The organism is Bradyrhizobium sp. USDA 4510, assembly GCF_054059095.1.
On record NZ_JBSSBT010000001.1, the window covers coordinates 8524846 to 8537993 of the forward strand.

Here is a 13148-nt window from a genome sequence, read left to right on the forward strand (position 1 = left end):
ACGATAGAAATAATATCGTTCTACGATGTATCGAGGTTTACCGACCGGGTGCGGGTCCTGTAAGTGAGGGAGCGATGATCCAGGAGCCTTCAAGTCGCACCGGAAATGCCGGAGAGCACGCCGTGTCCGAGCACGGTGCCGCCGGGCAATCGGGCAGCCTGAGCATCCGCGCGATCAACGTCCTGAAGGAACTGGCGGTCGAGCTGCTCGACGAAGTGCCGCCGAAGGTGGGCTGGGCGCCGCCGGACGATCTGCTGCGGCTGCTCACCGCGCGCCACCTCGCGACGGCGCGAAATTGCGGACGGCAAACCATGCGCGAGATCATCGCTTGGGCCGAGACGCGCGGGATAACGATCCCGTCTCCGCATCACACCGGCAAGTCGTTGACGGAGGTCTGGGGCGATCTGGTCGCGCGTGCCTCGGCCGGGCATCTCACCAAGAGCGAGATCACCGAGGCGCTGGAGAAATCCATTCGCCGCAGGAGCCCGCGGATTCCGGTCGCGTTCCAGATCGTGCTGCTGAAAATATTGAGCTCGACCTACGATCACTGGCCGCAGCCCTGAGCTTGCGCGGCCCCGCCGCTCGATCGTCAAACCGTTGAAAACATAAGTGGAAGGGCGGCCGGTAGTATGGTGCGTCCGGCGCGGGCTTGATAGCGTTGCACGGCGTCTGCCGTCCGGCGGAGCGAGCCAGCAGCAGGACGATCGAATGCCGCAACCAAAGCAACGACGAGCGCTCGCCGGCGCAACCAAACGCAAGGCCGTGGCCGCGACGGTGGACTACCGGGCGCTGGCGCAGTTTCGCTACGAGTTGCGCAGGTTTCTCGCATTCAGCGAGGAGGGCGCCCGGAAGGCCGGAATGACGCCGCGGCAGCATCAGGCGCTGCTCGGCATCAAGGGTTTCGTCGATCCCGGTCCGCCGACCGTCGGCGACATCGCCCGGTTCCTGCTGATCCGGCATCACTCCGCCGTCGAACTGATGAACCGCATGGCAAAGCTCGGGCTGGTCAGCCGCCTTGCCGATCCGGATGACGCGCGGCGGGTTCAGCTCAAGCTGACGGCAAAGGGTGAGCAGAAGCTCCAGGCGGTCTCGAAGAAGAACATCGAGGAACTGCGCCGCGTCGCGAGCCCGGCGTTGCGCCGCTTGCTGAAGTCTTCGCCGTCTTCCGAAGAGGACTGAGTGCAGCATCCGCCGGCGCAAGCGGCGGCGCGCGTCAGGCCGCTGCGCCCTGCGCGGCGAGCTGTGCCGCCTGGTGCTCGGTGGTCAGCGCGTCGATCAATTCGCCGAGCGCTTCGCCCGCGATCACCTGCGGCAGCTTGTAGAGCGTCAGGTTGATGCGGTGGTCGGTGACGCGTCCTTGCGGGAAATTATAGGTGCGGATGCGCTCGGAGCGGTCGCCGGAGCCGACCTTCTCCTTGCGGTCGGCGGAGCGCGCCGCCTCGACGCGCTGGCGCTCGGCATCGTAGATGCGCGAGCGCAGGATGTTCATCGCCGACGCCCGGTTCTTGTGCTGCGAGCGGCTGTCCTGCATCATCACGACGATGCCGGTCGGCAGATGGGTGATGCGGATCGCCGATTCGGTCTTGTTGACATGCTGACCGCCGGCGCCGCCCGCGCGCATGGTCTCGATCCTCAAGTCCGTGTCCTTGATATCGACGTCGACGTCCTCGACCTCGGGCAGTACGGCGACCGTGGCGGCCGAGGTGTGGATGCGGCCCTGTGTCTCGGTGTCGGGCACACGCTGCACGCGGTGCACGCCGGATTCGAATTTCAGCTTGGCGAACGCGCCGCGGCCCTGCACCTCGGCGATGATTTCCTTGTAGCCGCCGACGGTGCCTTCGCTCGCCGAAATCACCTCGACCTTCCAGCCCTGCAAGGACGCGAAGCGCTCATACATCCGGAACAGGTCGCCGGCGAACAGCGAGGCCTCGTCGCCGCCGGTGCCGGCACGGATTTCCAGCATCACGTTGCGGTCGTCCATCGCGTCCTTCGGCAACAGCGCGATCCGGATCTGCTGCTCGAGCTCGCCGAGCCGCGCCTGCAGCGTTTCCAGCTCGGCTTCCGCCATGCTGCGCATTTCGGCGTCGGTCTCCGCATCCGCCAGCATCGCCTCGGTATCGGCGAGTTCGCTGCGCGCAGAACGGTAGAGCTTCACCGCGTCGATCAACGGGTTGAGCTCGGCGAGCTCGCGCGTGATCTGCACATAGCGCTCGGACTTGACCTCGCCGAGCAGCTCGGCCTCGAGCGAGGCATGATGGGCGAGCAGGACGTCGAGTTTGGCTTCGGGTAGCATGGCGGTATCTCGAATTGCGGAAGGTACGGAAGGGCGGCAGCGGCGACGGCAGCGTCGCTACAAGGCCAGCCCCTCGGTTTCCGCAAACTTCGTCAGCGCCGCGCGGATCGAGACGCTGCCGACCGGCGCGTCCAGCAGCGGATTGATCATCGCCTCGGCCTTCTTGGCATCGAGGTCGAGGATCAACGCCTTGACCGGGCCGTGCGCAGTTGCCGACAATGAAAGAGAACGGTAGCCGATTGCGATCAGCGCCAGCGCGCCGATCGGTTTCGACGCCATCTCGCCGCACAGCGAGGCGGCCTTCTTCGCCGCCTTGGCCTTGCGCACGATGTCGCGCAGCGCGCGCAGGATCGGCGCCGAGAGGATGTCGAAGCGTTCGGAGACCTTGGCATTGCCGCGGTCGACAGCAAACAGGAACTGGAACAGATCGTTGGAGCCGACCGAGACGAAGTCGACCTTCTTCAGGAGCTCGTCGAGCTGGTAGAGCAGCGCCGGCACCTCGACCATGGTGCCGATATCGATCCGCTCGGGCAGCGAATGGCCGTGCTGGCGCAGATAGGTCAACTCGCGCTCGACGATCGCCTTGGCCTGGTCGAACTCGGCGATGTCCGAGATCATCGGGAACATGATCTTCAGCGCGCGGCCGCCGCCGGCACGCAGCAGCGCGCGGATCTGGCCGCGCAAAAGGCCCGGACGGTCGAGGCCGAGCCGGATCGCGCGCCAGCCGAGCGCGGGATTTTCCTCGATCACGGTCTCCATATAGGGCAGCGCCTTGTCGCCGCCGATGTCGAGCGTGCGGAAGGTGACGGGCTTGCTGCCTGCGGCGTCGAGCACGGTGCGGTACAGCGCGAGCTGGTCGCTCGAGCGCGGCAGGTTCGGGCTCACCATGAACTGCAATTCGGTGCGGAACAGGCCGATGCCGGCGCTGCCGGTGTCGTCGATATGCGGCAGGTCGATGGTCAGGCCGGCATTGATCAGAAGCTCGATCGGCTGGCCGTCCTTGGTCACGCAGGCCTTGTCGCGCAGCGCCGAATATTGCGCCTGCCGCCGCGCCCGGAACCGGACACGCTCGGCATAGGCGGATTCGATCTCGGTCGAGGGGCGGACATAGATCTCGCCGGAAATGCCGTCGACGATGATGGCATCGCCCGGGTCGGCGATGCCGGGCGCGTTCGGCACCTCGCCGACCGCGGGAATGCCGAGCGCGCGCGCCACGATCGAGACGTGGGAATTCGCGGTGCCTTCCTCCAGCACCAGGCCGCGCAGCCGCTTGCGGTCATAGTCGAGCAGCGCCGCCGGGCCCATCGCGCGGGCGATCAGGATGGCGTTGTCGGGCAGCTGCTCGCGCGACGGCGCATGGTCCTGGCCGACCAGCTGCCGCATCAGGCGATGGCCGAGATCCTCGAGGTCGTGCAGGCGGTCGCGCAGATAGGGATCGGTCGAGCGCAGCATGCGCGCGCGGGTGTCGGACTGCACGCGTTCGACGGCGGCTTCCGCGGTGAGGCCGGTGGCGACCGCCTCGTGCAGCTTGTGCGACCAGCCCTGGTCGTTGGCGAACATGCGGTAGGCTTCCAGCACCTCGCGGTGCTCGCCGCCGTCGGCGACGTCGCCGCGCTCCAGCATGCGGTCGAGATCGGCGCGCAGATTGGCGAGCGCAGTGTCGAGCCGCTTGATCTCCTTCGGCAGATCCTCGGCGATGTAGTTGGTGATGACGACGCGCGGCTCGTGCAGCACGACGTGGCCGAGCGCGATGCCGTCGGAGAGCACCGCGCCGGTCTTGTGCAGCGAGTGCCGCGCGGCGGGCTCGGCGCCGGGCTGCGCCAGCGCGGCAAGCTCGCCGGAGGCGATCATCTCCGCCAGCACCATGGCGGTGGTCTGCAGCGCCTCGACTTCTTCCTCGACATAGGTGCGCTTGGCGCGGTTCTGCACCACGAGCACGCCGAGCGTGTTGCCGGCGCGCAGGATCGGCACGCCGAGGAACGAGTGGTAGGCCTCTTCGCCGGTCTCCGGGCGGTAGGCGAAGGCGGGATGGCTTTGCGCGTCGGACAGGTTGAGCGGCGTCGCCTCGCTGGCGACGAGGCCGACCAGGCCTTCATGCGCGCTCATCACCGTGCGGTGGACGGCGTCGCGGTTCAGACCTTCGGTGGCATAGAGTTCGAGGGTGTTGTCGATGCGCAGCACGTAGCAGGAGCAGACCTCGGCCACCATGTTGGCCGCGATCAGCACCACGATCTTGTCGAGCCGCTCCTGGGCGGAGACTTGCTCCGCCATGGTCTCGCGGAGCCGTCTCAACAGGATGCGGGGGCCTCCCGACGCGCTCCGCATATGTTTCAGTCCCTCCCCACGTAGCCAGCGCACCGGTGCGGCCGGCCGTTGGCGCAAAACTCGTCAAAAACAACAATTTTAATCATTCGGCGTCGCCGCTCGCCAGTTCCCGCCGATTCGGGATCACTAAACTGTGCCACAGTTTGCGACAGCCTACCTGACTGGCCGTATAGCCAATCGAGGCTTGCTTTGCCAAGCAAAACGCCTGCCAGTAGCAAATAACGTCTGCGTCAGCCCAATGCTGCGCCCGCTAAGAGAAATTCTAACTCCGGGGCGCGGCTGGGGAGCACGGCCAGTGCTCGGTCTCGTCGTTCCGGGGGCGTCGCGAAGCGGCGAACCCGGAACCTCGAGATTCCGGATTCGATGCTGTCGCATCGCCCCGGAATGACAGCGGAGCGAGCCCTGCCCCTGCCGGTCGCGCCTACGCCTGGTCGAGGCCGTACAGCGTGTGCAGCGTGCGGACCGCGAGCTCGGTGTAGGCGGCGTCGATCAGGACCGAGAACTTGATCTCGGAGGTGGTGATGGCGCGGATGTTGATGTTGCGGTCGGCCAGCGCCTTGAACGCCTTGGCCGCGACGCCGGCATGGCTGCGCATGCCGCTGCCGATCACCGAGACCTTGGCGACGTCGGTCGCGGTATCGACGCGAGCGTAGCCGATCTTGGCCTTGGCGGCGGTAATCGTGTCCTTGGCGCGGTTATAGTCGCCGGCCGGAACGGTGAAGGTGAGGTCGGTGGTCTTGCCGTCCTCGGACACGTTCTGCACGATCATGTCGACATTGATATTGGCATCCGCGAGCGGCCCGAAGATCGCGGCGGCGACGCCAGGCTTGTCCTCGATCTGGCGCACGGAAATCTGGGCTTCGTCCTTGGAGAAGGCGATGCCGGTGACGACGTGCATTTCCATGATTTCCTCCTCGCTGCAGATCAGCGTGCCCGGCGGCTGGTTGGCGTGCGGGTCGATATCCTCTGGCTTGTCGAAGCTGGAGCGCACGAAAATCGGCATGTTGTGCACCATGCCGAGTTCCACCGAGCGAACCTGCAGCACCTTGGCGCCCTGCGAGGCCAGTTCCAGCATGTCCTCGAAGGCGATCTTGTCGAGCCGGCGCGCCTTCGGCACCACGCGGGGATCGGTGGTGTAGACGCCGTCGACGTCGGTGTAGATGTCGCAGCGGTCGGCGCGCAGCGCGGCGGCGATCGCCACCGCCGAGGTGTCCGAGCCGCCGCGGCCGAGCGTGGTGATGCGGCCGGTGTCGGGATTGATGCCCTGGAAGCCGGCGATCACGGCGACTTCCTTGCGCTCCTTGAAGCGGGTGATGATCTCGGTGCCGTCGATATCGAGGATGCGCGCCGAGGCATGCGCCTCCGAGGTCTTGATCGGGATCTGCCAGCCCTGCCAGGAGCGCGCCTGGATGCCGATGCCCTGCAGCACGATCGCGAGCAGGCCCGAAGTGACCTGTTCGCCGGAGGCGACCACCGCGTCATATTCGCGCGCGTCGTGCATCGGCGAGGCATCGGTGCACCAGGCCACCAGCTCATTGGTCTTGCCGGACATCGCGGAGACGACGACGGCGACCTCGTGGCCCGCGTCGACCTCGCGCTTCACATGCTGCGCGACGTTGCGGATACGATCGATATTGGCGACGGATGTACCGCCGAATTTCATCACGAGGCGGCCCATGACGACGCGTCTATTCCTTTAAGAGGATAAGTAGGTTAACCCACGCCGAAAACCGCAAGCGCGGGGACCGAAACGCGCGTATACATAGCGCCGCGCCCGGGGGCAAGCCGGTAGGTAGGGGGCCCTCGAGTGTCTTTTGGGGGTGTTTTGACCGGTTGCGGGCGGGTTGTGGCGCACGGGTAACACGGGGCAACTCGAAGGCGGATTGGATGGGACGTTATATCGATGAGATCCTGCAGCCTGGCGAGAAGGTGCTGTATTCCACCAATGCGCACTGGATGTTCTATCTGCCGGCGATCGGGGCCTGGATCGTGGTGCTGGCGCTCTTGATCCTGTCGCGGATGACGACGGTCGACGGCCTCGTGATGGCCTGCTTTGCGGCCGCCGCCGTGGTCGCGGTCGCGGCGCTGTACTGGACCGCCGCGGCCTGGTTCCACCGCTGGACCACCGAAACCGACGTCACCAATTTCCGCGTGGTGCACAAGAGCGGCTTCATCAAGCGGCGCACCTTCGAGATGAGCCTCGACAAGGTCGAAAGCGTCGACGTCAACCAGAGCATCATGGGGCGCCTGCTCAACTATGGCGACGTCACCATCCGCGGCGTCGGCGAGGGCATCGAGACCATCAGGACCATCGCCGCGCCGCTGTCGTTCCGCAATTCGATCACCGCGCGATAGGGGCGCGCGCAATCATGGCCACGCAATCAACTCTTTCCGGTTTCTCCGCCAGTTCCTCCGCCAATGCCTCCGCCAGCTCGGTCGATCCGGCCGAGGTCGCGAAATTCTCGAAACTGTCCGATGAATGGTGGGATCCGCGCGGCAAGATGGCGCCGCTGCACAAGATCAACCCGCTGCGCCTGACCTATATCCGCGACGCGGCCTGCCGCAAGTTCGAGCGCAACGCCAAGAGCCTCAGCTGCCTGTCCGGCCTGCGCCTGCTCGACATCGGCTGCGGCGCCGGCCTGTTGTGCGAGCCGTTCACGCGGTTAGGGGCCCAGGTGATCGGGATCGATCCGTCCGCCACCAACATCGCTGCCGCGAAGCTGCACGCCGACAAGGGCCATCTGTCGATCGACTACCGCTGCACCACGGTGGAGGAGATGGACGCCCGCGAGCGCTTCGACATCGTGCTGGCGATGGAGGTGGTCGAGCACGTCAATGACGTCGGCGCCTTCATCAAGCGCTGCGCTGTCATGCTCAAGCCCGGCGGGCTGATGGTGGTCTCGACCCTGAACCGCAACTTGAAGAGTTTTGCGCTGGCGATCGTCGGCGCCGAATACGTGCTGCGCTGGCTGCCGCGCGGCACCCACGAGTGGAGCAAGTTCGTCACCCCCGCCGAGCTCGAGCGCTATCTCGGCGACGTCAACCTCACCGTCACCGAGCAGGCCGGCGTGGTCTACAACCCGCTCGCCGACAAATGGACCGTGTCGACCGACATGGACGTGAACTACATGGTGGTGGCGGAAGAGGTGTGAGTTAGATACCACGGTCTCGGCCACACAACAGGTGTCGTCCCTGCGACCACAGAATGCGTAGCCCGGATGGAGCGTAGCGTAATCCGGGACTGCTTCGTCCGCGGATGAGCTGGCCCCGGATTGCGCTTCGCTTCATCCGGGCTACGGAAGTTTGTGGACATCGCGCAGGCCTGTCATGCGCCCACTCGGTTGACCGCGTCAGCGGCAATCGGCACGCTGGGCCTGTACTCCCGCCGGCATGCTTTCCTTATCCCCCATGTTCACGATCGCCTCGCTCTGGATCCCCTTCACCATCGTCGCTGCGTTCGGGCAGGTGGCGCGCAATGCGATGCAGCGGCATCTGACCGGGCCGCTCGGGACCTGGGGCGCGACCAATATCCGCTTCCTGTTCGGCCTGCCGTTCTCGGTGGTGTTCTTCGCGCTGGCGGTGCTGCTGACCGGCGATCGCGTGCCGTGGCCGTCATCGTCGTTCTGGCCGTGGCTGGTGACCGGCGCGCTCAGCCAGATCGTCGGCACCGGCTTCATGCTGCTGGCGATGAACGACCGCTCTTTCGTCGTCACCACGGCCTACATGAAGACCGAGGCGATCCAGACCGCGATCTTCGGCTTCATCTTCCTCGGCGACCATCTAACGACGACCAAGGTGATCGCGATCGTGATCGCGACCATCGGCGTCGTCATCACCGCGCTGCGGCCCGGCGGGCAGAAGAGCTTCGCCGACCTGCGCCCGACCGTGCTCGGCCTCGGCGCCGCCGCAGTGTTCGCGATCTCGGCGGTGAGCTTTCGCGGCGCGATCATCGCGGTGCCCTCAGTCTCATTTGTCACGGCGGCCTCCTACACGCTGATGTGGAGCCTCCTCGTGCAGACGCTGATCCTGTCGGTCTATCTGTTGTTGCGCGCGCCCGACGTGCTGAGGTCGATCCTCAAGCTGTGGCGGCCCTCGATGTTCGCGGGCTTCATGGGCGCATTCTCATCGCAATTCTGGTTCCTGGCGTTCGCGCTCACCGCCGCCGCCAATGTGCGCACGCTGGCGCTGATCGAGGTGCTGTTCGCGCAGGGCGTGGCGTATTTCTCGCTCAAGCAGCCGTTCTCGCTGCGCGAGGTGTTCGGCATCGTCCTGATCGTGATCGGCGTCGCGCTCTTGATCGCCGCGTAATTACCCTTTCACCGCGATCAGCACCGCGCCCGCGGAGATCAGCGCGATCCCGATCCAGCCATAGGCCGAGGGGCGTTCGCCGAGGAAGGTAGCGCCGAACAGCGCCACCAGCACGACGCTGAGCTTGTCGATCGGCGCGACCAGCGTCGCAGGTCCAAGCTTGAGCGCGCGGAAATAGCAGATCCACGACGCGCCGGTGCCGAGCCCGGACAGCAGCAGGAACAGCCAGCTCTTCGCCGAGATCGGCCCGGACTGGGTGAACTGTCCGGTCGCGAACAGGATGGCCGACAGCGTGATCAGCACGACCACAGTGCGGATCAGGGTGGCGAGATCGGAGTTGATGCCCTCGACGCCGACCTTGGCGAAGATCGCGGTCAGCGCGGCGAAGACGGCGGAAAGGAACGCCCAGACCTGCCAGGAGGAGAATGAGTCGGGAGTCATGCTCTTCCCAGATTGTCATTCCGGGGCGTGCGCAGCACCGAACCCGGAATCTCGAGGTTGCGGCGCGAGATTCCGGGTTCACGCGTCGCGTGCCCCGGAATGACGCTGCGCGTCAATTCCGGTCTTCCGGCAGCGTCGGCAGCGGCGAGACCTCGACGCCTTCGTCGATCAGCGCGCGGGCCTCTTCGGGCGAGGCCTCGCCGTAGATCGGCCGGTGCTCGATATCGCCGTAATGCATCTTGCGTGCTTCGTTGGGGAAGCGGTCGCCGACATTGTCGGCGTTCTTCACGATGTGGTCGCGCAGCTCCTTCAGCTTGCTGCGCAGCTCGCGCTCCTGCGCCATCATCAGCGATGTCGACTCGCTCGCCGCTGCCTCGACGGGCGCGGCCGGCGCCGGCTGGGCCGGTTCGCGGCCCTTCTTGCTGACGACCTGCGGCGCCATGATGGCGCGCTCGATCTTGCTTGAGCCGCAGGACGGGCAATCGATCAGGTGACGCCGCTCCTGCGATTCATAGGCCGAGGAGCTCTGGAACCAGCTCTCGAACTGGTGGCCGCGCTCGCAGCGCAGCGTGTAGCGGATCATGCCGAACCCCGGACGAGGTGCAGATGTTCCGGGCCGGCCTTGGGGTCGGCGATGCCGAAACGCCTGCCATGCTGCAGCGAGGGAATGGTCTTGCGCGCGGTCTCGACCTTGGCGGGGTCGATCTCGGCCAGGAACACGCCCGGCTCGACGCCGCCCTCGGCGAGGATCTCGCCCCAGGGGTCGATGATCAGCGAATGGCCGAAGGTCTCGCGCTTGTTCTCATGCAGGCCGGCCTGCGCTGCCGCGAACACGAAGCAGCCGGTCTCGATGGCGCGGGCGCGCAGCAGCGTGTGCCAATGCGCTTCGCCGGTCTTGCGGGTGAAGGCGGACGGCACGGTGAGGAACGATGCGCCGGCTTCGGCCAGCGCACGGTACAGCGCCGGGAAGCGCACGTCGTAGCAGATAGTCAGTCCGATCCGGCCCCAGGGCAGGTCGGAGATCACGGCAGTCTCGCCGGGCTGATAATTGGCCGATTCGCGGTAGCTTTCGCCGCCGGGCAAATCGATATCGAACATATGGATCTTGTCGTAGCTCGCGAGCAGATTGCCCTCGGGCCCGATCAGGAACGAGCGGTTGACCGCCTTCTCCGGCGAGTAGCGCAGCGCCAGCGAGCCGATATGCAGGTGGATCTTCAGCTCGGCGGCCAGCGCGCGATACGCCTTGAGCGACTGGTCGTCCTCTTCGCTCGCCAAATGCTCGAACAGCGCCTTGCGGTTGAGCTGCATCATGTTGCTGACCTCAGGGGTCAGCACGTACTTGGCACCCTGCGCCGCCGCCTCGCGGATCAGCCGCGTGCCCTGCTCGAGGCTCGGCTCCGGCAGCAATCCGGTGCGCATCTGCACCATGGCGGCGGTGAAAATGTTCTCCGTCATCAGGCGCCGCCTCCGTTGCTGAGCAGGCCGTCGAGCTTGCCCTCGCGGTCGAGCGCGTAGAGCTCGTCGCAGCCGCCGACATGGGTCTTGCCGATGAAGATCTGCGGGAAGGTCGAGCCGGCACCGGCGCGGCCATACATCTCGTCGCGATAGGCCGGGTTGCTGGCGACGCTCAATTCGGTGAACGCGGCGTTCTTGCGCGTCAAAAGCGATTTGGCCGCGCTGCAATAACCGCAGCCCGGGCGGGTGTAGATTTCAATGGCAGCGGTCATGGTGCGCTCGGTTGAACCAGAATGTCAGATTATATGGGAGCGCGGTGGGTATCGACAACCCGGGCAAACACCAGCACGTCGACCTGCGCGGCTTTGGCGCGGAGCAGCGCCCGTGCGCAGGCGTCCACTGTCGCGCCCGAGGTCAGGACGTCGTCGATCAGGATCACGCGGCGGCCCTGGACGTCAGCCTTGCGTTCATCGGCGACCCCGAATGCGCCCTGCACATTGCTGGCGCGATCCTTGCGTGACAGCCCGATCTGCTGCTCGGTGGCGCGGATGCGCCGCAGCGCTTCGGCAGCCATTTTGACGCCGCTCTGGAGCGCGATCACCTTGGCGAGCGCCCCGGACTGGTTGTAGCGCCGGCTCCAGCCGCGCCGCCAATGCAGAGGAACCGGAACCAGCAGATCGGCGTCGGCGAGCAATTCCTTCCCCGCCCGCGCCATCCAGCGATCCATTGTTGGCGCCAGATCGGTGCGATCCTGGTATTTCAATGCGTGCACCAGCGTGCGCGCGACATCGTCATAGCGCACCGCGGCGCGGGCTCTGCTGTAGGCCGGCGGATTGGCGATCGCCTCCATCGACAGCAACCCGGGCCCGGGATCGTAGACGAAGGGAATCCCAAGCCGCGGGCAGAACGGCGGCGCGATGAACGACAATCTGGCCCAGCAGGCCGCGCACACCCCCTCGCCATCGACCGGCTCGCGGCACGAAACGCATAGCGTCGGCAGCGCGATATCGAGCGCCAGCCGCGCCGTGCGCAGCCACGCGCCCCCGATCGCGCCAAGCGCGCGCTGGACGTGACCGGTAATGGAGCGTGTCGGTGATGCCTCGGCGTCCATGGCGGGCGAGGCTAGCGTTTGAGCAACGCCGGCTCAAGGCGCATTGCCTGCGGCGGCGGTCCGGCGTAACCAGCGGCATGACACCGAACCCGCCCTCAGCCCCCATCCTGTTCGACCGCGCCTTGCTCGGCGCGCGGCTGGCGCGCGCGCGGCGCGAGGGCGCGGCGACATTCCTGCTCGAGCGTGCCAGCGAAGACATGGCGGACCGCTTGCAGGCGGTATCGCGCAGCTTTTCGGCGGCGGCCGATGTCTGGACGCCGGGTGTCGGGCTCGCGGACGTCCTGTGCGGGCGTGTCGCCGCGGTCGATGCGATCGGTTTCAGCGAGGCGGAAGCGCTCGGTCTGGCGCCGGAGTCGCTCGATCTTGTGGTCTCCGCGCTGGCCTTCCAGTTCGTCAATGATCTGCCGGGCGTGCTGGCGCAGCTCCGCCGGGCGTTGAAGCCGGACGGGCTGCTGCTCGCTTCGATGCTCGGCGGCGATACGCTGACCGAGCTGCGGCAAAGCTTTGCCGCGGCGGAGGCGGAATGCGAGGGCGGGGCGTCGCCGCGCGTCGCACCGTTCGCCGATCTGCGCGATATCGGCGCGCTGTTGCAGCGGGCCGGCTTCGCGCTGCCGGTCACCGACGTCGACCGCGTCGTGGTGCGCTATTCAAGCGCGTTCGCGCTGATGGCTGACCTGCGACGCATGGGTGCGACCAATGTGCTGCGCGAGCGCCGCCATACCTTGACCCGCCGCGCCACCATGCTGCGGATGGCGCAGATCTACGGCGAACGCTTCGCCGATCCCGACGGCCGCATCCGCGCCACCTTCGACATCGTCTGGCTGTCCGGCTGGGCGCCGCATGAAAGCCAGCCGAAGCCGCTCAAGCCAGGGTCGGCGAAGGCGAGCCTTGAGGCGGCGGTGAAGGGGATGAAGCGTTAGGGACGCACGACGCAAGGGCTCCCTCTCCCGCTTGCGGAGGAGGGCAATTGGATATGGAATGAACCGATTCTTCCGCGCCGTCATGGCCGGGCTTGTCCCGGCCATCCACGTCTTTATCTCCGCGTGGAAACGAAGACGTGGATGCCCGGGACAAGCCCGGGCATGATGAGTTTGTGGGAACTCCGATCGCCTCAAACGGCCATATGCGATTGCCCTGTCCTTGCGGGAAAAGGCGAGGGGAGCTTGCACGATTTCGGAATAATGGAATTATGCCGGTGAGTTGCCCGACGTGTCA

The 13148-nt window shown here is 66.2% G+C and carries 14 protein-coding genes; 6 read left to right on the forward strand and 8 right to left on the reverse strand.

Going from position 1 to position 13148, the window contains the following annotated elements; all coding sequences use genetic code 11:
* Positions 1 to 122: 122 nt before the first annotated feature.
* On the forward strand, positions 123 to 563 hold the full coding sequence (locus tag ACVMDN_RS39550) for a hypothetical protein (protein WP_244558659.1): 441 nt from the start codon (positions 123 to 125) through the stop codon (positions 561 to 563).
* 145 nt (positions 564 to 708) lie between these two features.
* Complete coding sequence (locus ACVMDN_RS39555) at positions 709 to 1179, forward strand: MarR family winged helix-turn-helix transcriptional regulator (RefSeq protein WP_057015561.1); 471 nt, start codon at positions 709 to 711, stop codon at positions 1177 to 1179.
* A 34-nt stretch (positions 1180 to 1213) separates the two neighbouring features.
* Here the strand turns inward: ACVMDN_RS39555 and prfA are convergent, their stop codons facing one another.
* The 3 genes from prfA to ACVMDN_RS39570 form a co-directional block, all read right to left on the reverse strand.
* Entirely contained in the window at positions 1214 to 2293 is a 1080-nt protein-coding gene (gene prfA, locus ACVMDN_RS39560; protein ID WP_076824716.1) for a peptide chain release factor 1, read from the reverse strand.
* 57 nt (positions 2294 to 2350) lie between these two features.
* Positions 2351 to 4618, reverse strand: a complete 2268-nt coding sequence (ptsP, locus tag ACVMDN_RS39565) for a phosphoenolpyruvate--protein phosphotransferase (protein ID WP_028343590.1) — start codon at positions 4616 to 4618, stop codon at positions 2351 to 2353.
* A 421-nt stretch (positions 4619 to 5039) separates the two neighbouring features.
* Complete coding sequence (locus ACVMDN_RS39570) at positions 5040 to 6296, reverse strand: aspartate kinase (protein ID WP_057015560.1); 1257 nt, start codon at positions 6294 to 6296, stop codon at positions 5040 to 5042.
* Positions 6297 to 6505: 209 nt separating this feature from the next.
* Here ACVMDN_RS39570 and ACVMDN_RS39575 point away from each other — a divergent pair, with 209 nt between their 5' ends.
* From ACVMDN_RS39575 to ACVMDN_RS39585, 3 genes are all read left to right on the forward strand, one after another.
* The gene (locus ACVMDN_RS39575; protein WP_057015559.1) at positions 6506 to 6973 is read left to right on the forward strand and encodes a PH domain-containing protein; all 468 of its coding nucleotides are present in this window, start codon (positions 6506 to 6508) and stop codon (positions 6971 to 6973) included.
* Between the two features lie 14 nt (positions 6974 to 6987).
* Positions 6988 to 7770, forward strand: coding sequence for a bifunctional 2-polyprenyl-6-hydroxyphenol methylase/3-demethylubiquinol 3-O-methyltransferase UbiG (gene ubiG, locus ACVMDN_RS39580; RefSeq protein WP_076824719.1), 783 nt, complete (start codon positions 6988 to 6990; stop codon positions 7768 to 7770).
* Positions 7771 to 8026: 256 nt separating this feature from the next.
* On the forward strand, positions 8027 to 8926 hold the full coding sequence (locus ACVMDN_RS39585) for a DMT family transporter (protein ID WP_076824722.1): 900 nt from the start codon (positions 8027 to 8029) through the stop codon (positions 8924 to 8926).
* On the opposite strand, the gene ACVMDN_RS39590 is transcribed toward ACVMDN_RS39585, so the two are convergent.
* The 5 genes from ACVMDN_RS39590 to ACVMDN_RS39610 form a co-directional block, all read right to left on the reverse strand.
* Positions 8927 to 9367, reverse strand: a complete 441-nt coding sequence (locus ACVMDN_RS39590) for an EamA family transporter (protein WP_076824724.1) — start codon at positions 9365 to 9367, stop codon at positions 8927 to 8929. It abuts the gene before it with no gap.
* 112 nt (positions 9368 to 9479) lie between these two features.
* Entirely contained in the window at positions 9480 to 9950 is a 471-nt protein-coding gene (locus tag ACVMDN_RS39595) for a DUF1178 family protein (protein ID WP_057015556.1), read from the reverse strand.
* Positions 9947 to 10822: a carbon-nitrogen hydrolase family protein gene (locus ACVMDN_RS39600; protein ID WP_057015555.1), complete on the reverse strand. Its 876-nt coding sequence runs from the start codon at positions 10820 to 10822 to the stop codon at positions 9947 to 9949. Before ACVMDN_RS39600 ends, ACVMDN_RS39595 begins: the two co-directional genes overlap by 4 nt.
* A complete protein-coding gene (gene grxC, locus ACVMDN_RS39605) occupies positions 10822 to 11094 on the reverse strand; it encodes a glutaredoxin 3 (RefSeq protein ID WP_057015554.1) in 273 nt (90 codons plus the stop codon). The genes ACVMDN_RS39600 and grxC overlap by 1 nt, the downstream gene beginning before the upstream one ends.
* Before the next feature lie 29 nt (positions 11095 to 11123).
* Positions 11124 to 11933: a ComF family protein gene (locus ACVMDN_RS39610; protein WP_456835806.1), complete on the reverse strand. Its 810-nt coding sequence runs from the start codon at positions 11931 to 11933 to the stop codon at positions 11124 to 11126.
* Between the two features lie 77 nt (positions 11934 to 12010).
* On the opposite strand from ACVMDN_RS39610, the gene ACVMDN_RS39615 reads away from it, so the two are divergent.
* A complete protein-coding gene (locus ACVMDN_RS39615; RefSeq protein WP_076824727.1) occupies positions 12011 to 12853 on the forward strand; it encodes a methyltransferase domain-containing protein in 843 nt (280 codons plus the stop codon).
* Positions 12854 to 13148 lie beyond the last annotated feature (295 nt).

What these genes read in the sequence shown, in the direction of transcription:
- ACVMDN_RS39600 (WP_057015555.1), bottom strand. Translation starts at nt 10,822, where the DNA reads ATGACGGAGAACATTTTCACCGCCGCCATGGTGCAGATGCGCACCGGA.
- ACVMDN_RS39610 (WP_456835806.1), bottom strand. Translation starts at nt 11,933, where the DNA reads ATGGACGCCGAGGCATCACCGACACGCTCCATTACCGGTCACGTCCAG.
- ACVMDN_RS39585 (WP_076824722.1), top strand. Translation starts at nt 8,027, where the DNA reads ATGTTCACGATCGCCTCGCTCTGGATCCCCTTCACCATCGTCGCTGCG.
- ACVMDN_RS39555 (WP_057015561.1), top strand. Translation starts at nt 709, where the DNA reads ATGCCGCAACCAAAGCAACGACGAGCGCTCGCCGGCGCAACCAAACGC.
- grxC (WP_057015554.1), bottom strand. Translation starts at nt 11,094, where the DNA reads ATGACCGCTGCCATTGAAATCTACACCCGCCCGGGCTGCGGTTATTGC.
- ptsP (WP_028343590.1), bottom strand. Translation starts at nt 4,618, where the DNA reads ATGCGGAGCGCGTCGGGAGGCCCCCGCATCCTGTTGAGACGGCTCCGC.
- prfA (WP_076824716.1), bottom strand. Translation starts at nt 2,293, where the DNA reads ATGCTACCCGAAGCCAAACTCGACGTCCTGCTCGCCCATCATGCCTCG.
- ACVMDN_RS39590 (WP_076824724.1), bottom strand. Translation starts at nt 9,367, where the DNA reads ATGACTCCCGACTCATTCTCCTCCTGGCAGGTCTGGGCGTTCCTTTCC.
- ACVMDN_RS39615 (WP_076824727.1), top strand. Translation starts at nt 12,011, where the DNA reads ATGACACCGAACCCGCCCTCAGCCCCCATCCTGTTCGACCGCGCCTTG.
- ubiG (WP_076824719.1), top strand. Translation starts at nt 6,988, where the DNA reads ATGGCCACGCAATCAACTCTTTCCGGTTTCTCCGCCAGTTCCTCCGCC.
- ACVMDN_RS39570 (WP_057015560.1), bottom strand. Translation starts at nt 6,296, where the DNA reads ATGGGCCGCCTCGTGATGAAATTCGGCGGTACATCCGTCGCCAATATC.
- ACVMDN_RS39595 (WP_057015556.1), bottom strand. Translation starts at nt 9,950, where the DNA reads ATGATCCGCTACACGCTGCGCTGCGAGCGCGGCCACCAGTTCGAGAGC.
- ACVMDN_RS39575 (WP_057015559.1), top strand. Translation starts at nt 6,506, where the DNA reads ATGGGACGTTATATCGATGAGATCCTGCAGCCTGGCGAGAAGGTGCTG.